Origin of the sequence: Corallococcus interemptor (assembly GCF_003668875.1) — a bacterium.
In the GTDB taxonomy this organism is placed as follows: Bacteria; Myxococcota; Myxococcia; order Myxococcales; family Myxococcaceae; genus Corallococcus; species Corallococcus interemptor.
The window spans coordinates 1-21227 of sequence record NZ_RAWM01000031.1 but is presented as its reverse complement, the minus strand read 5'-3'; the positions used below and the strand labels follow the sequence as shown (position 1 = coordinate 21227).

General features: G+C 73.2%; 16 protein-coding genes. All 16 read left to right on the top strand.

Annotated elements, in window-relative coordinates; genetic code table 11:
- Positions 1-732 (top strand): T4 family baseplate hub assembly chaperone, encoded by a 732-nt coding sequence (locus D7X96_RS14240; RefSeq protein ID WP_121769956.1) that lies wholly within the window; start codon positions 1-3, stop codon positions 730-732.
- On the top strand, positions 729-1787 hold the full coding sequence (locus D7X96_RS14235; protein WP_121769955.1) for a hypothetical protein: 1059 nt from the start codon (positions 729-731) through the stop codon (positions 1785-1787). The genes D7X96_RS14240 and D7X96_RS14235 overlap by 4 nt, the downstream gene beginning before the upstream one ends.
- Positions 1784-2980 (top strand): Pvc16 family protein, encoded by a 1197-nt coding sequence (locus D7X96_RS14230; RefSeq protein ID WP_121769954.1) that lies wholly within the window; start codon positions 1784-1786, stop codon positions 2978-2980. The genes D7X96_RS14235 and D7X96_RS14230 overlap by 4 nt, the downstream gene beginning before the upstream one ends.
- Entirely contained in the window at positions 2977-4968 is a 1992-nt protein-coding gene (locus tag D7X96_RS14225) for an ATP-binding protein (protein WP_121769953.1), read from the top strand. The genes D7X96_RS14230 and D7X96_RS14225 overlap by 4 nt, the downstream gene beginning before the upstream one ends.
- Complete coding sequence (locus D7X96_RS14220; RefSeq protein WP_120549477.1) at positions 4965-5240, top strand: hypothetical protein; 276 nt, start codon at positions 4965-4967, stop codon at positions 5238-5240. Before D7X96_RS14225 ends, D7X96_RS14220 begins: the two co-directional genes overlap by 4 nt.
- The gene (locus D7X96_RS14215; protein ID WP_120549478.1) at positions 5237-5875 is read left to right on the top strand and encodes a hypothetical protein; all 639 of its coding nucleotides are present in this window, start codon (positions 5237-5239) and stop codon (positions 5873-5875) included. The genes D7X96_RS14220 and D7X96_RS14215 overlap by 4 nt, the downstream gene beginning before the upstream one ends.
- A gap of 7 nt (positions 5876-5882) precedes the next feature.
- Positions 5883-6173, top strand: coding sequence for a LysM peptidoglycan-binding domain-containing protein (locus tag D7X96_RS14210; RefSeq protein ID WP_120549486.1), 291 nt, complete (start codon positions 5883-5885; stop codon positions 6171-6173).
- A 6-nt stretch (positions 6174-6179) separates the two neighbouring features.
- Positions 6180-7322: a hypothetical protein gene (locus D7X96_RS14205; RefSeq protein WP_120549479.1), complete on the top strand. Its 1143-nt coding sequence runs from the start codon at positions 6180-6182 to the stop codon at positions 7320-7322.
- Positions 7319-7867, top strand: a complete 549-nt coding sequence (locus D7X96_RS14200; RefSeq protein ID WP_120549480.1) for a phage baseplate assembly protein V — start codon at positions 7319-7321, stop codon at positions 7865-7867. Before D7X96_RS14205 ends, D7X96_RS14200 begins: the two co-directional genes overlap by 4 nt.
- Positions 7868-7870: 3 nt before the next feature.
- The gene (locus D7X96_RS14195; protein ID WP_120549481.1) at positions 7871-8203 is read left to right on the top strand and encodes a hypothetical protein; all 333 of its coding nucleotides are present in this window, start codon (positions 7871-7873) and stop codon (positions 8201-8203) included.
- Position 8204: 1 nt separating this feature from the next.
- Positions 8205-8561, top strand: a complete 357-nt coding sequence (locus D7X96_RS14190) for a GPW/gp25 family protein (protein ID WP_120549482.1) — start codon at positions 8205-8207, stop codon at positions 8559-8561.
- A 2-nt stretch (positions 8562-8563) separates the two neighbouring features.
- Positions 8564-11125 (top strand): putative baseplate assembly protein, encoded by a 2562-nt coding sequence (locus D7X96_RS14185; RefSeq protein WP_121769973.1) that lies wholly within the window; start codon positions 8564-8566, stop codon positions 11123-11125.
- Complete coding sequence (locus D7X96_RS14180; RefSeq protein WP_208647315.1) at positions 11122-13695, top strand: putative baseplate assembly protein; 2574 nt, start codon at positions 11122-11124, stop codon at positions 13693-13695. Before D7X96_RS14185 ends, D7X96_RS14180 begins: the two co-directional genes overlap by 4 nt.
- The gene (locus D7X96_RS14175) at positions 13692-15899 is read left to right on the top strand and encodes a phage tail protein (protein ID WP_120549484.1); all 2208 of its coding nucleotides are present in this window, start codon (positions 13692-13694) and stop codon (positions 15897-15899) included. Before D7X96_RS14180 ends, D7X96_RS14175 begins: the two co-directional genes overlap by 4 nt.
- Positions 15900-15908: 9 nt before the next feature.
- Positions 15909-20423 carry a DUF6519 domain-containing protein gene (locus D7X96_RS14170; RefSeq protein ID WP_121769952.1) on the top strand — a complete coding sequence of 1505 codons (4515 nt, stop codon included), beginning with the start codon at positions 15909-15911 and terminating at the stop codon, positions 20421-20423.
- A gap of 46 nt (positions 20424-20469) precedes the next feature.
- The coding region (locus tag D7X96_RS40430) for an eCIS core domain-containing protein (protein ID WP_208647314.1) at positions 20470-21227 on the top strand (758 nt) is incomplete at its 3' end.

Genomic DNA, 21227 nt, shown 5'->3' with positions numbered 1-21227 from the left:
ATGCGCTCGCTGACCGCTCCAGAGCTGCTGGGCGCCTGGGAGGCGGGCCATCCGCACGCGGGGCCCGGGCGCGTGCTCGCGCTGCTGTGCGCGGCGTTCCCGGACACGCAGCCGGAGGAGCTGGCGCGGCTGCCGGTGGGGACGCGGGATGCGCTCCTGCTGGCGGTGCGCGAAGGCACCTTCGGGCCGCGCGTGGTGGGGCTGGTGCCATGCCCCTCCTGTGGTGAGCGGGTGGAGCTGGCCTTCGAGGTGGGGGACATCCGGGTGACGCCGGAGGCCCCTCCGGCGCGGGCGCTGGAGGTGGTGCGCGCGGGGTACGCGGTGCGGTTCCGGCTGCCGGACAGCCGGGACCTGGCGAGCCTGCCCGGGCTGGACGCGGACAGGGCGCGGCAGTGGCTGCTGGGGCGGTGCGTGCTGGAGGCCAACCGGGAAGGAGCGGCGGTGAGCGTGGCGGAGCTGCCAGGAGAGGTGGTGCTCGCGGTGGCGGAGGCCATGGAGCTGGCGGATCCGCAGGCGCGGGTGGAGCTGGCCACGGCCTGTCCGGCCTGCCGGCGCGCGTGGCAGCCGGTGTTCGACATCGGGGAGTTCTTCTGGAGGGAAGTGGAGGCGTGGGCGCAGCGCACGCTCCACGAGGTGCACGTGCTGGCGCGGGCCTATGGCTGGTCCGAGGAGCGCATCCTCGCGATGAGTCCCTGGAAGCGGCAGTGCTACCTGGAGATGGCGGCGGGATGAGCGACTACTTGAGCCATCTGGTAGGCCGGCAGCTCAGCCCCGAGGCGGGAGTGCAGCCCCGGATCGCGTCGAGGTTCGCGCCGGGGGACCTGGTGCCCGAGCAGCAGGGCGCGGCCCTGGTCGAGGGCATCGAGGAGCAGGAGCCGCCGGGCGTCGCGCCGCGGCGCGCGGGCCGTGCGGCCCCGTGGAGCACGGTGTCCCGGGCCCTGGCCTCATCCGAAGCGGAGCGTCCACCCGTGGCCCCTCTGGGACGGGAGCGCGGGGCGAGTGCCTTGGAGCCGGACCCCGGGCGCGCCGCGAGCGAGGCCCTCTCCGCGCCCCCGGTGGCGGCCCGTGGGCTGACCTTCGAAGTGCCGGTGACGCCAGCGCGCGCGCCGGACAGCGCTGCTCCGGCGCTGGCCCCCGTGTCCTCGGGGGAGGCGCGAGGCGAAGGGGCTCCCGCGCCGCTCCCCGGCGCGAGCGCTGAAGGACCGCGAGCTGCCGTGAGGCCGGAGCCCGAGCCGCTCGACGTGCGTTCCATGCCGCGCGAGGCCGTGAGCCCCCGGCGCATCGCCAGCGCCCTGCGCGCGGACGAGGTCCCGGCCACGTCCACCCGGCACCGGGAAACCGCGGAGCCGGGCTCCCGTCCCATCCCGGCCCCCGCCAGCCCGTTCTCCGAGGAGCGCCTGTCCGCGGTGCGCGGTGCCGGCCCCCGTGGGCCCGAGGCCGCGACGGAGCGCGCCGCGGCCCTCACGCCAGAAGAGGGCAGGGGGGCGGAGCCGGCGTCCTCCCGGGGCGGAGTGCGCGCCCGCGGTGCGGAGGCCCCCGAGCGCGGCGCGGAGTTCCCGGCGGCCGCGCGGGTGCCTTCGTTCCCGGTCCAGGCGGAGCGCGGGGGCTCCGCGCACGGCGTCCCGGCTCCGGAGAGCGCACCCGCGCCCGTGGTGCAGGTGACCATCGGCCGCATCGAGGTGCGGGCCGTCACGCCGCCCGCCCCCGCGAGACCGGCTCCGGCGCGCACGTCACCTTCGTTGTCGCTCGACGAATACCTGCGGCGCCGCAATGGAGGGGGGCGATGAGCAACGCGCTGGCCATCGCGGCGGTCACCGCCACGCTGCGCACCCTGCTGTTCAACCACATCCAGGGCGAGACGCCGGACATCGACGTCACGACGCTGCCGCCGGACAAGGCGCGCGACAGCGAGGCGACGAACCACCAGCTCAACCTCTTCCTCTTCCAGGTGACCCACAACGCGGCCCTGCGCAACATGGAGCTGCCCACGCCGGGGCGGACGAACGAGGGCGGCTTCCCACCGCTCGCGCTGCGGCTGAGCTACATGCTCACCGCGTACGCCCCGGCCGACGACGACATCGCCAGCCACTCGCTGCTCGGCAGGGCGATGCTCGTGCTCCACGACCACGCGGTGCTGGGCCCGGAGGAGATCCGCACCGCCCTGACTGGCAACGACCTGTACAAGCAGGTGGAGCGCGTGCGCCTCACGCCGGAGACGCTGTCCCTGGAGGACGTCTCCAAGCTGTGGACGGCCTTCCAGACGCAGTACCGCATCTCCGTCGTCTACCAGGTGTCCGCCGTCCTCATCGAGAGCACGAGGGCCCAGCGCGCGCCGCTGCCCGTGCTGACCAGCCGCATCTCCGCGCGGGCGGGCCTCCCCGCGCCCTTCCCGGTGCTGGAGGGCGTCCTCCCGGCGGACCCGTACACGGGAGCGCGGCTGGGGGAGACGGTGGTCCTCCAGGGGACGAACCTCGCCGGGGACCTGGTGCGCGTGCGCTTCAACCACCCGCAGTGGACGGCGCCCGTGGAGGTCGCGGCCTCGGACCTCACCGCCGCGCGGCTCTCCGTGGTCCTCCCCAACGACGCGGTGGCCTGGCCCGCGGGCATGTATTCCGTGGCCGCCGTCATCCAGCGTGGGAGCGATCCGGTCCGCACCACCAATGCGCTGCCGCTGGCGCTGGCCCCGCGCATCACCAGCGCCGCCGTGTCGCCCCGGGCCCCGGACGGCTCGGTGACGCTCACCGTCCACTTCGAGCCTCAAGCGCGGGTGGAGCAGCGCGTGTCCCTGCTGCTCGGCGAGCGCGAGGTGCCCGCTCCCGCGCGCGTGGGCCCGGTGGGGACGCTGGCCTTCAGCGTACCGGATGCGCCCACGGGTGAGCACTACGTGCGGGTGCGCGTGGATGGCGTGGACTCGCTGCGCGTGGACCGCAGCGTGTCGCCGCCGGTGTTCGACCCCTCGCAGCGGGTGGTCCTGCCATGAGCGCGCCCTTGCCGGAGGCGCAGTGGCCGCAGGCCAACCAGCGCCACCTCACCGCGGCGCTGGGCGTGGTGCGGGCGCACCTGTCGCGGCACGCGCGGGCCTCCGGAGCGGACGTGCCCGAGGGCGCGGACGACGTGGACGCGGCCCGCGCGGCGCTCGCCGGGGCGCAGGCCTCGATGCCCGCGCCTCCCGCGCTGGACGTGCTGGTGGCGGCCTTCGGGCTGTCCTCCTTCGAGCGCGACGTGCTGCTGTGCTGCGCGGGCGTGGAGCTGGACTCGGGCTTCGGCGCGGTGTGCGCCAGCGCGCAGGGCGATCCGCGCCGCGCCTTCGCCACCTTCGGCCTGGCGCTCGTGGCGCTGCCGGACGCCCACTGGAGCGCGCTCACCCCGGTGGCTCCGCTGCGCCGCTGGGAGCTCGTCACCGTGATGCCCGGGGAGGGGCTGACCCACGGCGCGCTGCGCGTCGACGAGCGCGTGCTGCACTACCTGGCCGGGCTGTCGTACCTGGACCGGCGGTTGCGCGACCTCGTGTCCCCGGTGCCCCCGGCCGCCGCGCTGCCTGCCTCGCACGAGGCGCTGGTGGGCCGCATCCAGCGCGCGTGGGAGCAGGGCCCGGGCCTGGACGGCGGCCTGGTGGTGCAGCTGTGCGGCCCGGAGGCGGAGGGCGCGCAGGCCGTCGCCTCCGCCGCGTGCGCCGCGCAGGGGCTCACCCTGCATACCCTCCGGGCGTCGCACCTGCCCGCGCCGCTGGAGGAGCGCGCGGCGCTCGGCCGGCTGTGGGAGCGCGAGGCCCTGCTGGCCGGCAGCGGCCTGCTGCTGGAGTGTGATGACGCGGCGGGCGCCGAGGGGCTGCGCGCCGCGGCCTCCTTCGCCGAGCGTGCCGAGGGGCTCGTCCTCCTCTCCACCCGCGAGCCCCTGCGGCTGCGCGGCCGGCCGGTGCTGCACCTGGACGTGCGGCGGCCCACCCGCGAGGAGCAGCGCGTGCTGTGGCACCAGGCGCTCGGGCCCGCCTCGGAGCGGGTGAACGGGGCGCTGGAGCGCGTCGTGTCCCAGTTCGACCTGTCCATGCGCTCCATCCGCGCCGCGGGCGCCGAGGTGCGCCAGGTGGCCGGCGACGCGGACGGCGCTCCGGCGGGGGAGGCGCTGTGGTCCGCGTGCCGGCTCCAGGCGCGCCCCGGGCTGGAGGACCTGGCCCAGCGCATCGAGCCCTCCGCCGGCTGGGACGACCTGGTGCTGCCCGAGCTCCAGAAGACGCTGCTGCGGCAGGTGGCCGCCTGCGTGAGGCAGCGCGTGCGCGTGTACGAGACGTGGGGCTTCGCGGCGCAGGGCTCCCGCGGCCTGGGCATCAGCGCGCTGTTCTCCGGCGCCAGCGGCACGGGCAAGACGATGGCGGCCGAGGTGCTGGCGCGCGAGCTGGGGCTGGACCTGTTCCGCATCGACCTGTCGCAGGTGGTCAGCAAGTACATTGGCGAGACGGAGAAGAACCTGCGCCGCGTGTTCGAGGCCGCGCAGGAGGGCGGCGCCATCCTGCTGTTCGACGAGGCGGATGCCCTCTTCGGCAAGCGCACCGAGGTGAAGGACAGCCACGACCGCTACGCCAACATCGAGGTCAGCTACCTCTTGCAGCAGATGGAGGCGTACAGCGGCCTGGCCATCCTCACCACGAACATGAAGGACGCGCTGGACACCGCGTTCCTCCGCCGCCTGCGCTTCGTGGTGCAGTTCCCGTTCCCGGACTCCGCCCAGCGCGCGGAGATCTGGCGCCGCATGTTCCCGCCGTCCGCGCCCACCGAGTCGCTGGAGGTGGCGCGGCTGGCGCGGCTGAGCGTCACGGGCGGCAACATCCGCACCATCGCCCTCAACGCCGCCTTCCTGGCCGCGGACGCCGGAGAGCCCGTGCGCATGGCGCACCTGCAGCGCGCGGTGCGCGCCGAGTTCAGCAAGTTGGACAAGCCCTTGGCGGAAGCCGAGATCGCGGGGTGGGTATGAGGCCGCAACGCATCGCGCTGCACATCGACGAGCTGGTGCTGCACGGCGTGCCGTCCGCGCACCGCCACCGGGTGGGCGAGGCCGTGCGCGAGGAGCTGTCCCGGCTGCTGGCCGAGCAGGGCCTGCCGTCCGGCGTGGACGCCGCCGCCCTGGCGTCGCGGCTGGACGTGGGCGCCATCTCCGTGACGCCCGGGGCCTCGCCGGAGGCGACGGGCGCGAGCGTGGCCCGGGCCGTGTACTCGGGCCTGGCGGGAGGAGGCCAGGGACGATGAGCACCTTCCCCCGCACCCCGCGCACGCAGCGCGGCGCCATCATTGGCTTGGACCCGATGAACCCCGTCTCCAGCGTCGTCGTGTTCCAGTACAACCCGGACACGATGACGCGGACGCTGCAGCCCCAGATGGCGGGCGACAGCGGCGACCGCACGGAGGCGCAGCGCCTCAAGGGCCCGCCCATCGAAACCATCAAGCTGGACGTGGAGATCGACGCCACGGACCAGCTCGAGTCGGCCAACGCCGTCGCCACCAGCCTGGGCATCTACCCGCAGCTGTCGGCGCTGGAGATGCTCGTCTATCCGAAGACGGCGCAGGTGCTCCTCAACTCCACGCTGATGAAGACGGGCGTGCTCGAGGTGCTTCCCAACGTGGCCACCCTGACGCTGTTCGTCTGGGGGCCCAAGCGCGTGGTGCCGGTGAAGCTCACGGAGTTCTCCATCACCGAGGAGGCCTACGATCCGTCGCTCAACCCCATCCGGGCCCGGGTGTCCCTGGCGCTGCGGGTGCTCACGTACAACGACCTGCCCGTGACGCATCCGGGCTTCGCCCTCTTCTTCTCCCACCAGGTCATCAAGGAGGCCATGGCCGTCGTTGGCAGCGTCAGTGGCGCTGCCGGCGCGCTGCCGAGGTGACCCGCCCATGTTCGATCCCACCAGCCGCTACGCCTCGCTGGAGACCGTCACGCTCACCCTGCCGGATGGGCGGGTGGTCGCGTACAAGCGCCGCCGCTTCCTGCCGTCCGGACAGGAGATGCGGCTGCTGGCCGAGGTCACCGTCACGGAAGGGGACCGCCTGGACCTGCTGACGGCCCGCACGCTGGGAGACCCGGAGCAGTTCTGGCGCGTGTGTGACGCCAACGACGTGCTCAACCCGTTCGACGTCATGGAGGAGCCGGGGGCGGTGGTCCGCATCGCCATGCCGGAGTTCTGAGCGACCATGGGGCTGCTGGGCGTCAACCTCCTGCTGATGGTGGGTCCGGCGGTGCCGGTGCCCGCGCCGCAGCCGCTCGTCGAGGCGCTGCAGGGCGTGGAGGTCACCCACAACGACGAGGGCCGCTCCGGCTTCCAGCTCACCTTCAGCGTGGGCCGCGCGGGGCCGCTGAGCCTGGTGGACTTCGGGCTTTTGTCCAACCCGCTGCTGCAGCCCTTCAACCGCGTGGTGCTGGTGGTGACGTTCAACGTGGTGCCGCAGGTGCTCTTCGACGGCGTCATCACCCACCGGCAGCTCACGCCGTCCGAGCAGCCCGGAGCCTCCACGCTCACCGTCACCGGCGAGGACGTGAGCACGATGATGGACCTGGAGCAGAAGGTCCACGAGCACCCCGCGCAGGTGGAGCCCATCATCGCCGCGCGGCTCATCCTCGGGTATTCGAAGTACCAGCTGCTGCCCACGGTGCTGCCGCCGCCCACGCTGGACGTGCCGCTGCCGGTGGTGCGCTCGCCGGTGTTCCGGGGCACGGACTACGCGTACCTCCAGGAGATGGCGCGCCGCTTCGGCTACGTCTTCTACGTGGAGCCGGGCCCGGCGCCGCTGATGAACAAGGCGTACTGGGGCCCGCCCATCCGCACCGGCGTCCCGCAGCCGGCGCTGTCGGTGAACATGGGCGCGGAGACCAACGTGGACTCCATCAGCTTCCAGTACAACGCGCTGGAGGCCACCACCGTGTCCGGCAAGGCGATGGTGTTCGGCAGGGCCATCCCGGTGGAGACGTTCATCAGCACGCGCCTGCCGCCGCTGGCGGCGATGCCCGCGGTGCTGGTGCACCAGCCGAACGTGCGCAAGACGCTGCTGGAGGTGCCGGACGGCACCAGCTACGTGGCCGCCTACGCCCAGGCGCAGGCCATGACGGACGCGTCCACGGATAAGGTGCTCACCGCCTCGGGCGAACTGAACGCCCTGCGCTACGGCAACCTCCTGCGCCCCCGCGGGCTCGTGGGCGTGCGCGGGGTGGGGTGGACGCACGACGGCTTCTACTACGTGAAGAACGTCACGCACTCCATCCGCGTCGGCGAATACAAACAGCGCTTCACCCTCACGCGCGAGGGGCTCGGGGCGCTCACACCGGTGGTGCCTCCATGAGCACGTACTACGGGAAATACCGCGGCGAGGTGGTCAACAACATCGACCCGCTGATGCAGGGCCGCGTCCAGGTGAAGGTGCCCTCCGTGCTGGGCGACAGCCAGCTCTCCTGGGCCATGCCCTGCCTGCCCTATGGCGGCAGGAGCGTGGGCTTCTTCGCCGTGCCGCCCACGGGGGCCAAGGTCTGGGTGGAGTTCGAGCGCGGCGACCCGAACTACCCCATCTGGGCCGGCTGCTTCTGGGGCGAGGGCGAGGCTCCCGCCCAGCCCGCCGTGCCCCAGATGAAGGTGTGGAAGACGGATGGCATCACCCTCACGCTGAGCGACATGCCCGGCGCGGGCGGGCTCACGATTGAAGTGAGCCCTCCGGTGGTGGCCATGCCGCTGAAGGCCGTCTTCAACTCGCAGGGCATCGAGCTGTCCCAGGGCGGCACGACGAAGGCGGTGCTGAGCGCCACCGGCATCGAGCTGTCGTTCGGCGCGGCCAACGTGAAGCTCGGCCCCACGGGCGTCAACATCAACAACGGCGCGCTCGAGGTGATGTGAGCCATGCCTGGATTCCTCCTCCACGTCGGCGCCACGGTGATGTGCCCCCACGCGGGCCAGGTGCAGGTCTCCCCCGGCAACCCTCGGGTGAAGGTGGGCGGCCAGCCGGTGGCCACCCTGGCGGACATGTACATGGTGTCCGGCTGCCCGATTCCGCCGAACCCGCCTCCCGGTCCGTGCCTCCAGGTGAAGTGGCTGGTGCCCGCGGTCCGGGTCCGCGTGGGGGGACAGCCCGTCATCCTCCAGTCCAGCTCGGGCCTGACGTTCACGGTGACGCAGGCGCCCGCGGGCCCGCCGCAGGTCGTGATGACCCAAGTCCGGGTGAAGGGGACCTGACATGCAGATCGGCTTTCCGTTCCGCATCGATGGACGTGGCCGCACGGCCGACGCGGACCTGGACACGCACGTGCGGCACCTCATTGAGCAGGTGCTGTTCACCGCGCCCGGCGAGCGGGTGAACCGGCCCACGTTCGGCACGGGCCTGTCGCAGCTCGTCTTCGCGCCCAACAGCGGGGAGCTGGCCACCGCCACCCAGTTCCTGGTGCAGGGCGCGCTTCAACAATTCCTGGGAGACCTCATCCAGGTGGAGGCCGTGGACGTGCTCAGCGTGGAAGGCACGCTGCAGGTGACGGTGCGGTACGTGGTGCGCCGCACCCAGCAGCGCCAGGTGGCGCAGTGGTCCCGGGGGACGTGACCATGGGCGAGCGCTACGTCTGCAAGAGTGAGCGGCGGCGTCAGCTCGTCGCGGCCCCGGGCTCCGGGTTCAACGGCATCGACTACCTGGAGGTGCTGGACGCCGAGGCCACCGCGCTGGGCGTGGAGCGCCAGAAGACCCTCTGGGTGCACTTCTTCAAGGAGCTGCCCGGCGCCCTCACCGCCGACAACGTCACGATTGAAGGCGGGGTGCGCCTGAAGGAGGTGGGCGTGGTGTGGGCGCACCGCCTGGACCAGATCCCGGCGGGCACGGACGGCGGAGCGTGGAGCGCGGAGCAGGCGCGGCCGGACGCGCGCGAGTGGCTGGTGGTGCGCACGGACTCCGTGGGGGACTTCTCCACGTACGCGCTCGCGCTGCGCCGCTCGCTGGCGGACACGGTGCCGCCGGACGGCTTCGACGCGCCGCTGTCCCGGGTGGAGTTCACCTTCAAGGTGGAGTGCCCCAGCGAGTTCGACTGCGCGCCCCCCCGGGTGGGGCCGCCTCCGCCGGGCGAGGACCCGCAGATCGACTACCTCACCCGCGACTTCTCCAGCTTCCGGCGGCTGTTGCTGGACCGGCTGTCGCAGGTGTCTCCGCAGTGGCAGGAGCGCAACGCGGCGGACCTGGGCGTGGCGCTGGTGGAGGTGATGGCCTACGCGGCCGACTCCTTGAGCTACTACCAGGACGCGGCGGCCACCGAGGCGTACCTGGGCACCGCGCGCAGGCGCACCTCCGTGCGGCGCCACGCGCGGCTGCTGGACTACCCCATGCACGACGGCTGCAACGCCCGGGCGTGGGTGACGGTGGAGGTGATGGAGGGCGCGGACGGCTTCGAGCTGAAGGGGCCCACGGAGAAGACGCCGGGGACGATGTTCCTCACCACCACCACGGCCGGGCCCCGGGTGCTGGACGACGCCCAGCTGGCCGTCGCGCTGAGCGAGGGGGCCGAGGTCTTCGAGTCCCTGCACGACGTCCGCGTCCATTGGAAGCACGGCGAGCTGCGCTTCCACACGTGGGGCGAGGACAAGTGCTGCCTGCCCGAGGGCGCCACCGCCGCCACGCTGCTCAACACGGACGACGCGCTGAAGAAGCTCGCGGTGGGGCAGGTGCTCCTCCTGGAGGAGGTGCGCAGCGCCACCACGGGCCGGGTGGAGGACGCGGACCCGTCCCGCCGCCACGCCGTGCGGCTCACGAAGGTGACCTTCACCGAGGACCCGCTCCTGAAGCAGCAGGTGGTGGAGATCGAGTGGGGCTCGGAGGACGCGCTGCCCTTCGAGCTGTGCCTGTGGGAGGTGGAGGTGCCGGCCCCCACGCTCACGGGCGAGGGCGGCGGAGGACCCGCGCCGGGCAAGAGGGCGCCGGTGAGCGTGGCGCGCGGCAACGTGGTGCTGGTGGACCACGGGCGCACCGTGCACGGCGAGAAGCTGCTGGCCGTGCCCGCCGAGGGGCGCTACCGGCCCCGGCTGGCGCGCGGTCCGCTGACGCAGGCGGGGCGGGCGCCGGACGGGCGGCGGGCGGTGGACCCCAGGGCCTCCGCGGCGGCGGCCATGCGCTGGGACATGGAGGACGTGCTGCCGGCCGTCTGGCTGGAGGAGGAGCAGAGCCGGCGCGCGTGGACGCCGCGCCGCACGCTGCTCAACAGCGGGCGCTTCAGCCGGGAGGTGGTGGCGGAGGTGGAGGAGGACGGCCGCGCGCGGCTGCGCTTTGGCGACAACGTGCTGGGCGAGCGTCCCCCCGCCGCGGACACGCTGCTGGCCACGTACCGCATCGGCAATGGCACGGCGGGCAACGTGGGCGCGGAGTCCATCTCCCGGCTGTACCACCCGGCGGGAGGCGACTGGCGCAACGCCGTGCTGCGCGTGCGCAACCCGCTGCCCGCCACGGGCGGCGCGGAGCCGGAGTCGCTGGCGCAGGTGCGCATCAACGCACCGCAGGCCTTCCGCGTGCAGCAGCGCGCGGTGACGGAGGCGGACTACGCGGAGGTGGCCCGGCGCCACCCCGAGGTCCAGCACGCGGTGGGCAGCCTCCGGTGGACGGGCAGCTGGCACACCATGTTCGTCACCGTGGACCGCAAGGGCGGGCGCCCCGTGGACGCGGCCTTCTCCGGCGCGCTGACCACCTTCCTGGAGCGCTTCCGGCTGGCGGGCTACGACCTGCGCATCGAGGCGCCCCTCTTCGTGCCGCTCGACATCGTGATGACGGTGTGCGTGCAGCCGGGCTTCCTCGCCAGCAACGTGAAGGCGGCCCTGCTGGAGGTCTTCAGCAACCGGGATTTGCCGGACGGGCGGCGCGGCTTCTTCCACCCGGACCAGTTCACCTTCGGTCAGCCCGTGTACCTCAGCCGCATCGTCGCCGCCGCCATGGCGGTGCCCGGCGTGGCGTGGGTGGACACCGAGGAGGCCGCGTCCAAGCCCAACCGCTTCCGCCGGTGGGGGCAGGTGTCTCGCGGTGAGTGGACGGAGGGGCTCATCACCATGGAGCGGCTGGAGATCGCCCGGCTCGACAACGACCCGAGCCAGCCGGAGAACGGGAAGCTCGACTTCCAGATGCAGGGGGGCCTGTGAGCACGCCAGTGACAGGCGCGGGTGACGACTGCGCGGCCTGCGCGGAGGACGGCTCCGCCGAGCCGTCGCCGCTGTACAACCGCCCGGGACAGCGCGCGCTCGCGTACCGCATCGGCACGCACGCCAGCTTCTTCCAGCGCATGCTGGCGCGGCTTCCTCGCGAGGCCCTGCCGGATGGCGACTTCGCCGGCTCGCGCCCGCTGGCCGCGCTCACCACGCGCAGCCCCGAGGATCCGGCCGTCGCGCTGCTGGACGCGTGGGCCACCGCGGCGGACGTGCTGACCTTCTACCAGGAGCGCATCGCCAACGAGGGCTTCCTGCGCACCGCCACGGAGCGCCGCTCCGTGCTCGAGCTGGCGCGGGAGGTGGGCTACGAGCTGAAGCCGGGCGTGGCCGCCAGCACGTACCTGGCCTTCACGGTGGAGACGGCGCCCGGCTCGCCCGCGTCCGTCCAGGTGGCGAAGGGCGTGCAGGTGCTCAGCATCCCCGGGCAGGACGAGCGCCCGCAGACCTTCGAGACGGTGGAGGCGCTGGAGGCTCGCGCCGCGTGGAACGAGCTGCGCCCGCGCCAGACGACGCCGCAGGACTTCTCCACCAGCACGAAGACGCTCTACCTCCAGGGGCTCCAGACGGGCCTCCAGGTGGGCGACGCGCTGCTGCTGGTGGGCCCCGAGCGGGAGCAGTCCCCCGGCAGCGAGCGGTGGGATCTGCGCATCGTCCTGGGGACCACGCTGGTGACGGACCCCGAGGACCCGGCGCGCAGCCACACCGTGGTGACCTGGGAGCATGCGCTGGGCAGCCAGTCGCCCGCGGTGCAGCCTTCGTCGAACCCCCGCGCCTACGTGCTGCGGCTGCGCGCGAACCTCTTCGGCTACAACGCCGCTGACTTCAAGCTGCTGCCGGAGCAGATCCGGGCGCTCTTCAAGAAGAAGCGGGAGGATCCGATCCCCACGGGGGAGTGGCCGGACTTCCACATCCAGACCACCGCCGAGCGCCAGTTCGACCTGGACCGTGAGTACCCGTCGCTCGTCGCCGGCAGCTGGGTGGTGCTGCGGAAGGCCAGCTACGTGGAGCTGTACCGCATCCAGGAGTCCAAGCCCGTCGCGCGCGTGGACTTCGGCCTCACCGGGCGGGTGACGCGGCTCCAGGTGGATGCGCTGGAGCACCTGTCCTGGTTCCCGCTGCGCGGCACCACGGTGCTGGCCCAGAGCGAGGAGCTGCCGCTGGCGGAGAAGCCGCTCACCGCGCCGGTGGGCGGGAGCACCGTGTTGCTGGACCGGGAGGTGAAGGGGCTCACGGCGGGGCATGTCCTGCTGGTGGAGGGACAGGGCACCGCGGACCCGGGCGGCGCGCCGGTGCGCGAGAGGGCCGTCGTCGCGAGCACGGCGAAGAGCGGCTCCAGCACGCTGCTGGTGCTGCAGCAGCCGCTGGCCCACGAGTACGTGCGCGCCACGGTGCGCATCTACGCCAACGTGGTGAAGGCCACGCACGGCGAGACGGTGACGGAGGTGCTGGGCAGCGGGGACGGCTCGCGCAAGAACCAGCGCTTCACGCTGAAGAAGCCGCCGCTCACGTATGTGGCCGCGGCCACCGCCACGGGCGGAGAGAGCACGCTGGAGGTGCGCGTCAACGGCGTGCGCTGGGACGAGGTGCCCACGCTGTTCGGCCAGGGCCCGCGCAGCCAGGTGTACATGGTGCGGCACGAGGACGACGGCACCGTGGCCCTGACCTTCGGCGACGGCGTAGCCGGCGCGCGCCTGCCCCCGGGCCAGGAGAACGTGGTGGCGGTGTACCGCTCCGGCATCGGTCCGGAGGGGGAGGTGGACACGGGCCAGCTCGCGCTCCTGCGGGTGCGGCCGCTGGGCATCCGCGCCGTCACCAATCCCCAGGACGCCACCGGCGCCGCGGCCCCCGAGTCCCGGGACGATGCGCGGGCTCACGCCCCCGCGTCGGTGCTGACGCTGGAGCGGGTGGTGTCGCTCCAGGACTACGAGGACTTCGCCTCCACGTTCGCCGGCATCGGCAAGGCGCAGGCCGCGGACCTGACCAATGGGGAGCGCATCCTCGTGCACCTCACCATCGCCTCCCAGAAGGGCGGATCCGTGGACGCGGGCACCCCGCTGCATGAGGCCCTGGTGGGCGCGCTCACGAAGCTGCATGACCCGGTGCGGGAGTTCGCCGTGGCCTCGAACAAGTCCTTCGAGCGCATCCCCTTCAACCTGAAGGCGAAGCTGCGGGTGGACCCGCGCTACCTGGCCGAGGACGTGAAGGCGAGGGTGGAGGCGGCGCTGCGGACGGCCTTCTCCTTCGAGAGGCGGAGCTTCGGCCAGGCGGTGAGCGCCGCGGAGGTCATCCAGGTGATGCAGGACGTGCAGGGCGTGGTGATGGTGGACCTGGACGCCCTGTACCCCACGGGCAGGCCGCAGGCGCTGGCGCCGCTGCTGAGGGCGCTCCGGGCCCGGTGGCCCCAGGCGCCGGCCGCGCCGGGCACGCCCGTCCAGCCGCTGCCCGCCCAGCTCCTGCTTCTGGATGAGGCACCCGCGGGCGTGGTGCTGGAGGTGATTCCATGAGCGCGGCTCCGCGGGACCGGCTCTACCGGCTGCTGCCGGCCGTCTACCGCAGCCGGGACGCGCTACAGGGCGAGCCGCTGCGCGCGCTGCTCGCCATCATCGAGCGCGAGATGCAGGCCGTCGAGGAGGACGTCGGCCAGCTGCACGACAACTGGTTCATCGAGACGTGCCAGGAGTGGGTGGTGCCGTACATCGGCGACCTGCTCGGGGTGCGGGACCTCATCCCGGTGGCCCCGTCGCTGTTCAGCCAGCGCGCCTACGTGGCCAACACGCTGGCGTACCGGCGGCGCAAGGGGACCGCGGCGATGCTGGAGCAGCTCGCGCGCGACGTGACGGGCTGGCCGGCGCACGTGGTGGAGTTCTTCCAGCACGTGGGCACCACGCAGCACGTCAACCATGTCCGTCCGCACGCGCTGCGCACCCCGGACCTGCGCGACGCCAACGCGCTGGAATGGGTGAGCACGCCCTTCGAGGACGCCCTGCGCACCGTGGACGTGCGCCACATCGACAACGGGCGGGGCAAGCACAACCTGGCGAACGTGGGGGTCTTCCTGTGGCGGCTGGAGGCGTACCCGGTGGAGGGCGCCCCCGCCGCCGCGGTGGTGCCCGGCTCCGAGCCCGGCGTGGACGGGCCGGGCTTCTTCCGCTTCAGCGTGCTGGGCAACGACACGCCGCTGTTCAACCCGCAGCAGTCGGAGACGGCCATCACGACGCTGTCGGGGGAGATCCACGTGCCCGGCCGGCTGCGCCGCCGTCCGCTGTTCGACGAGCTGGAGGCCCGCCGGGTGGCGCTGGCGCGGGGCGAGTCGCCCGAGGAGCTGTACTTCGGCGCGGCGCCACCCTTCACCCTGTTCCTGTCCAACGGCTCCGCGGCGCTCGAACCGGAGAAGCTGTTGCTGTGCGACCTGTCCACCTGGCACCGGCCGCCGGATCACCTCACGTACAAGGACGCGGATGGCAACGACGTGGAGATGCCCATCCTCGCCGGGGTGGACCCCGTCACCGGCCGCATCGCGTTCGCGGCCGGCAAGGCGCCGGACTTCCTCTGGGCGACCTGGTCGTATGGCTTCAGCAGCGAGGTGGGGGGCGGCTTCTATGACCGGCAGGACACGCTGCCCCCCGCCGAACAGCGCGCCGTGTACCGCGTCTCGAACACGGCCCCGCACTCGCACGCGACCGTGGGCGACGCGCTCATCGCCTGGTGGCAGGACCTGAACGCGGGGGCGGCCCGGGCGCGGGACGCGCTCATCGAGATCGAGAACAGCGGCCTCCACGGCTTCGATCAGCTCCACGTGCCGGCCGGCGTGAAGCTGGAGCTGCGGGCCGCCAACCTCCAGCGCCCGGTGCTGGACGTGCCCGGCGCCCCGTGCGTGGTGCGGCTGGACGCGGGCGCGCAGGCGGTGCTCAACGGCGTCATCGTGCGGGGCGGCAGCCTGGACGTGCGCGCGGGGGACGATGCCTCCCTGGCGCTCCGGCACTGCACGCTCGTGCCCGGGCTCGCGCTGAGGCCGGATGGCTCGCCAGCGGACCCGGCGGCACCCAGCCTCACCCTCCGGGGCGCGGGCGTGGGCTCGTGCGCGGTGTCGCTGGTCCGGTGCATCACGGGCCCGCTCATCGCGGGACAGGCGACGCGGCTCCACGTGGAGGACTCCATCGTGGACGGCCTGGGGGGCCCGGCGCTCGGGGCGCTGCCGGAGGAGGCGGAGGCGCTCGGCGAGGAGCCGCCGCCCCCGGCTTCCGTGGACAGCGGAGCCGCGGGCCGGCTGACGGTGGTGGCGAGCACGGTGCTGGGAGACGTGGAGGCCACGGTGCTGGAGCTGGCCAGCGACACGCTCTTCACCGGGCGGATCGACGTGGTGCAGCGGCAGAAGGGGTGCATGCGCTTCAGCCACGTTCCGGCGGCCTCGCATGTGCCCACGCGCTTCCGCTGCCAGCCCGCCTACGCGGAGGACGCTCCGGCGGACGTGAAGGAGGAGGTGGAGCGGCGCGTGTGGCCCGTCTTCACCTCCCTGCGGTACGGCGACCCCGGCTACTGCCAGCTGCTGGTGGACGCGGATGAGGGCATCCGCCGGGGCGCCAGTGATGAAGGCGAGATGGGCGTTTTCCACCACCTGCAACAACCCCAGCGCGAGGCCAACCTGCGCGCCAGCTTGAAGGACTACCTGCGCTTCGGACTCGAGGCGGGGATCTTCTTCGTCACCTGAGGAGACGCCATGAAGGGCGATTTCAGCCGGAACACCTTCCGGCCCGCGAAGCACTACTCCGGCGTTCGCATGCAGCAGGGCCGGGTGCAGCTCGACGCGGACTGGAATGAGCAGATCGACATCCAGTCGCACCTGGATGAGACGACGGAGGCGGACGTCATTGGCCGTGCGGGAGGGCCCCTGGAGGCGGGCACGCCCGTGAACGAGACGGGCTTCGCCCTCTACCTGCAGGGGGGCCTGCCCTGGGTGCGCCATGGGCGCTACTACGTGGACGGCATCCTCTGCGAGAACGAGGCCGACACGCCGGTGCTCGCCCAGGAGGACCTGCCGGGCCTCACCCTGCCTGGCGAGAACGGCACGTACCTGTTCTACCTGGACGTGTGGCGGCGCCACCTGACGGCGCTGGAGGAGCCTTCGCTGCGCGAGGTGGCGCTCGGCGGTCCGGACACGGCCACGCGCACGCGCACCGTGTGGCAGGTGAAGTGGCTGCGGGTCACCGGCGCGGACCTGACGAAGGCGTGCGAGGCGTTCGGCACGCCCGCGTGGACCCCGGCGCCGCTGACGAGCACCGGGCAGCTGGCCGCGCGCGCCCAGCCGGAGGAGGGCAGCGCGGACCCGTGCGTGGTGCCGGCCGGCGCGGGCTACCGGCGGCTGGAGAACCAGCTCTACCGGGTGGAGGTCCACGACGCGGGCTCCGCGGATGGCGCGGCCACCTTCAAGTGGTCGCGGGACAACGGCGTGCTGGCCAGCCGCGTGAAGTCCGTGGACACGGCGCTGCGCCTCATCACCGTGGACGCGCCGGGCAAGGACGCCTACCGGCGCTTCATGCCCAACCAGTGGATCGAGCTCACCGACGAGGGGCGCGTCCTGCGCGGAGAGCCCGGCGTGCTGCTGCAGATCGACAGCGTGACGGGCCTGCGGCTGACGGTGAAGACGTGGCCCGTGGGGACGCCGTCCACGGGCGCGCTCACGGTGCGCGCCTGGGACACCGTGTCCTCCAATGGCGTCCTGAAGGTGGCCACCGACGCCACTCCCGCGACGCCCGCCACGAAGGACTGGATCACCCTGGAGAGCGGCATCCAGGTGCTGTTCAAGCCGGGGACCTACCGCACCGGGGACTACTGGCTCATCCCCGCGCGCACCGTGCTGGGGGACGTGGAGTGGCCGCGCGACGGCGCGAACAACCCGAGGTTCGAGGCCCGTCACGGCACCGAGCACCACTACTGCGCGCTCGCCATGCTCGAGCGCACGGGAGGCGCGGAGCCCGTCTGGTCCGTGATGCACGACTGCCGCCGCCTGTTCCCGCCGCTCACCCAGCTCAAGGCGCTGCTCTACGCGGGCGGAGACGGGCAGGAGGCGATGCCGGGCCAGTGGCTGGCGCGGCCGCTGCGCGCGGGCGTGTTCAACGGGCAGGTGCCGGTGGCGGGCGCGAGCGTGCGCTTCACCGTGCTGACGGGCGAGGGCAACGGCGTGCTCGCCACCGAGCCGGGGGCCGGCGCGACGGCGGCGGCGCTCACCGTCACCACCGGCGCGAACGGCATCGCCGAGGTGTACTGGCGGCCGGATGACACGGGGTGGACCACCGACAGCATCCGCTACAGCCAGCGGGTGGAGGCGCGGCTGCTGGACCAGGACGGCAGCGAGATGCATGGCCCCATCCGCTACGGCGCCAGCCTGAGCGTGGCCAGCCATGTGGCCTACCACCACGGCTGCGCCAACCTGAGCGAGGCGAAGACCGTCCAGGAGGCGCTGGACACGCTGTGCAACCAGCTGGAGCTGTCCTACGAGGGCGGCGACGGGCAGGAGGTGCTGCCGGGACGGGCGCTGGATCAGCCGCTGCGCGTGGGCGTGGCGCGGCACCAGCTGCCGGTGGGCGGCCAGACGGTGCGCTTCACGACGACGACGGGGCAGCTGTCGCTGGATGGCGTCACGTACAGCGCGCAGGAGGTGGTCGCCACCACGGGGGCGACGGGCGACCTGCTCGGCATCGCGCAGGTGTACTGGCGGCCGGACGGCAACGTCGAGGCTCCGGCCACGCAGCAGGTGCGGGCGCGGCTGGAGCTGGAGGGCCAGCCCGTGCACCTGCCGCTGGTGTTCACCGCGAGGCTGAGCCTGGCGCGCCTCGTGGGCTATACGCCCGGCTGCGACAACCTGGGCGGCGCGCAGACGGTGCAGGAGGCGCTGGACACGCTGTGCAACCAGCTGGAGCTGTCCTACGTCGGCGGGGACGCGCAGGAGGCGATGCCCGGGGAGCCGCTGCCGCTGCCGCTGCGCGTGGGCGTGGCGCGGCACCAGCGGCCGGTGGGCGGGGCCACGGTGCGCTTCACGGCGGAGTCCGGCGAGCTGTCGCTCAACAACGACACGGGCTGGGACAAGGAGGTGGTCGCCACCACGGAGCTGGACGGCACGCTGTTGGGCGTGGCCCAGGTGTACTGGCGGCCGGATGGCAACATCGAGGCCCCCGACACCCAGGAGGTCGTGGCCCGGCTGGAGGTGGGCACGAAGGTGGTGCACCTGCCCGTGCGCTTCACCACGCACCTGAGCCGCGCCAGGGCCGTGGCCTACCAGCCAGGGGCGTGCTCCACGCTGGCGGGCGCCTCCACCGTGCAGGAGGCGCTGGACACGCTGTGCAGCGTGCGCTCGTTCCGCTACGTGGGGGGGGACGGGCAGCAGGCGCCCCGCGGACAGCTGCTGCCATCACCGCTGGAGGTGGCGGTGGTCTCCGGCGAGACGCCGGTGTCCTGGGCGCTCGTGCGCTTCCGCATCACCACGGGCAACGCCGGTGATGCGCTGCTGCGCCGGGGGGATGACCCCAAGCAGGCGGGCATGGTGCTCGACGTCCCCACGGATGCCGCGGGCGTGGCCCGCGTGAGCTGGAAGCTGGATGCCCAGAACCCCACGCAGCGCGTGGAGGCCGTGCTGCTGGACAGCGCGGGCCAGCCCTCCGCGGTGCCGCCCCTGCACTTCACGGCCAGCATCGCCGAGAGCGCGGGCGATGATGGCTCGCTGCGGATCACGGAGATCGCGTGGGCCAACCCACAGATCGCCCAACTGGTGAACAACGGCGCGTACACGTTCTGGCGCGAGATGTTCAGCCCGGGCATTCGTCTCACCTGCAGTGATCGACTGCAGGTGCATGACTCGCTGCCCCCATTCGTCGTCTCGATGCAGGTGGACGTGCCCTATCCCTTCACCACGACGGACCTGACCTACTGGAGAGACACCTGGAGCAGATTCGGCATGGGGAACATGCCCGGTTTCATCGGCTACCAGACCTTCACCCTCATCGGGACCGCGAGGACCGATGGCAACATCCTCCTCTGGATGCCTGCTCCTGTGACCACGAACTGGCTCAACGCGCTGACGGGCATTGCGTATACCAACGGCGTGCGGGTGCGGCTGGTCGTCAAGGGGGGCTTCATCCGCTCCGCGGATGGGACCCGGCTCCTGGATGGCGAGGTCATCTCCCAGTCCAGCACCAATCCGTTCGGTATCGGGCTGCCCAACGCGGGCGATGGGCGGCGGGGCGGTGACTTCGAGCTGTTCTTCACCCTGTTCCCCAGCATCATCGGCGTCGGACCCATCACGGGCGGCACGGGCGGTGTGGTGACGCTCCCCCACACGACGTTGCCGGGGACGCCGCCGCTCGCCGGTCCGGCCCCGGGACGGCTGGCGGCCGGGCCCACGGCCTCGAAGCCGCGCACGTTCACCGGGCTGAAGCAGGCCTGGGGCATGGCGCGCGACCTGAAGCGGGCGGAGCTGCTGGTGGCGGACACGGCCGCCAACGCGCTGGTGCGCTTCGACCTGAAGGCGGAGGAGGGCGCGAAGCCGCTGGTCACCGCCGGCGAGGGGCTGGAGGCGCCCAGCGCCCTCGTGCTGGACGCGGAGCGCGACGAGGTGTTCGTCGCCAACAGCGGCGGCGATTCCGTCTCCGTCTTCCGGCGCGACGCGAAGGGCCACCTCGTGCCGGCGCGGACGCTGTCGGGCCGCAAGACGGGCCTGTCCGGGCCGGTGGGGCTGGCGCTGGACCCTCGCCACCAGGCGCTCTTCGTGGCCGGCTCGGGGCGCACGCTGCTGGGGCCCACGACGGGGGCGCGGGCCGTGAAGGCGGCATTCCTCTGCGTGTTCGACGTGGACGCCAGCGGCGACGTGGCGCCCCGGCGGCGGTGGACGGGCGAGCAGCTCGAGCTCAGCAGGGCGGCGGGCTTGACGGTGGACGTGGAGCGGCGGGAGCTCTTCGTCGCCGACGCGGGCGCGGATGCCGTCGCCGTGTTCTCGCTGGATGCGCTGCTCTCGGACGAGGCCGGGGTGAAGCCGCTGCGCGTGCTCAAGGGCAAGCGCACGGCGCTGGGCCAGCCGGTGGCCCTGTCGCTGGATGCGCAGGGACAGGAGCTGTGGGTGGCCAACGCGCGCTCGGGTGAGGTGACGGTGTACGCGCGCGACGCCCAGGGAGACGTGGCACCGGTGCGCACGGTGGAGGTGCCGGGCGAACCGGGCAAGGGACTGCGAGGCGTGCTGGCGTAGCGCGGGAGGCGCAGGCGTGGCGGCTCGGGCCAGGACGAAGGCAACGGTGAAGCCCACGGCCCCCGCCACGAGGGCCCGGGCCCCGGTGCGCCCGAAGCCGGCCTCGGCCGCTCTGGTCCCCCAGGTGCAGCCGGCGCTGGAGTCGCCGGGGCAGGCCCTGGAGCCGGGCACGCGCGCGGACATGGAGGCGCGCTTCGGGCACGACTTCAGCCAGGTGCGCGTGCACACGGACGGGCGGGCTGCCTCGGCGGCGAAGGACCTCCAGTCGCTGGCCTTCACGCACGGGCAGGACATCGTGTTCGCGGCGGGGCAGTACTCGCCGCGCACGCCCGCCGGGATGCGGCTGCTCGCGCACGAGCTGGCGCACACGGTCCAGCAGCGCGGCGCGCCGCGGACGGCCCAGGGCTTCACCGAGGTGAGCCGGCCCGGTGCGCCGCTGGAGCGCGAGGCCGAGTCGGCGGCCTCGCGGATCGCGGAGGGGGGCGGGCTGGCACCGGGGGCGCTGTCGGTGGGCGCGGTGGGCACGCGGGGATTGATTGCCCGGCGCGTGGATCCGGCCGCGGGGGCGGCGTCCGAGCAGGTGGCGCTGGACTCCACGCGCATCATCGAGACGCTCGTCCGGGTCATCCTGCTCAGCCTGCAGGCCGACCCGTCGGACAGCTCCGGGCGGGTGCGGCGGCAGCTGGAGCCGCTGCCTCCCACGGTGCGTGACGAGGTGGTGGCGCGGCTCCGGGTGCGCGTGGCACCGGCCCGGCTCGAAGCGCTGCTGGCGACGGTGGGGCCGGCCGAGGAGGCCCCGGCGCC

What these genes read in the sequence shown, in the direction of transcription:
- D7X96_RS14210 (WP_120549486.1), top strand. Translation starts at nt 5,883, where the DNA reads ATGTTCGATCCCACCAGCCGCTACGCCTCGCTGGAGACCGTCACGCTC.
- D7X96_RS14215 (WP_120549478.1), top strand. Translation starts at nt 5,237, where the DNA reads ATGAGCACCTTCCCCCGCACCCCGCGCACGCAGCGCGGCGCCATCATT.
- D7X96_RS14235 (WP_121769955.1), top strand. Translation starts at nt 729, where the DNA reads ATGAGCGACTACTTGAGCCATCTGGTAGGCCGGCAGCTCAGCCCCGAG.
- D7X96_RS14185 (WP_121769973.1), top strand. Translation starts at nt 8,564, where the DNA reads ATGGGCGAGCGCTACGTCTGCAAGAGTGAGCGGCGGCGTCAGCTCGTC.
- D7X96_RS14195 (WP_120549481.1), top strand. Translation starts at nt 7,871, where the DNA reads ATGCCTGGATTCCTCCTCCACGTCGGCGCCACGGTGATGTGCCCCCAC.
- D7X96_RS14240 (WP_121769956.1), top strand. Translation starts at nt 1, where the DNA reads ATGCGCTCGCTGACCGCTCCAGAGCTGCTGGGCGCCTGGGAGGCGGGC.
- D7X96_RS14200 (WP_120549480.1), top strand. Translation starts at nt 7,319, where the DNA reads ATGAGCACGTACTACGGGAAATACCGCGGCGAGGTGGTCAACAACATC.
- D7X96_RS14190 (WP_120549482.1), top strand. Translation starts at nt 8,205, where the DNA reads ATGCAGATCGGCTTTCCGTTCCGCATCGATGGACGTGGCCGCACGGCC.
- D7X96_RS14205 (WP_120549479.1), top strand. Translation starts at nt 6,180, where the DNA reads ATGGGGCTGCTGGGCGTCAACCTCCTGCTGATGGTGGGTCCGGCGGTG.
- D7X96_RS14170 (WP_121769952.1), top strand. Translation starts at nt 15,909, where the DNA reads ATGAAGGGCGATTTCAGCCGGAACACCTTCCGGCCCGCGAAGCACTAC.
- D7X96_RS14230 (WP_121769954.1), top strand. Translation starts at nt 1,784, where the DNA reads ATGAGCAACGCGCTGGCCATCGCGGCGGTCACCGCCACGCTGCGCACC.
- D7X96_RS14225 (WP_121769953.1), top strand. Translation starts at nt 2,977, where the DNA reads ATGAGCGCGCCCTTGCCGGAGGCGCAGTGGCCGCAGGCCAACCAGCGC.
- D7X96_RS14175 (WP_120549484.1), top strand. Translation starts at nt 13,692, where the DNA reads ATGAGCGCGGCTCCGCGGGACCGGCTCTACCGGCTGCTGCCGGCCGTC.
- D7X96_RS14220 (WP_120549477.1), top strand. Translation starts at nt 4,965, where the DNA reads ATGAGGCCGCAACGCATCGCGCTGCACATCGACGAGCTGGTGCTGCAC.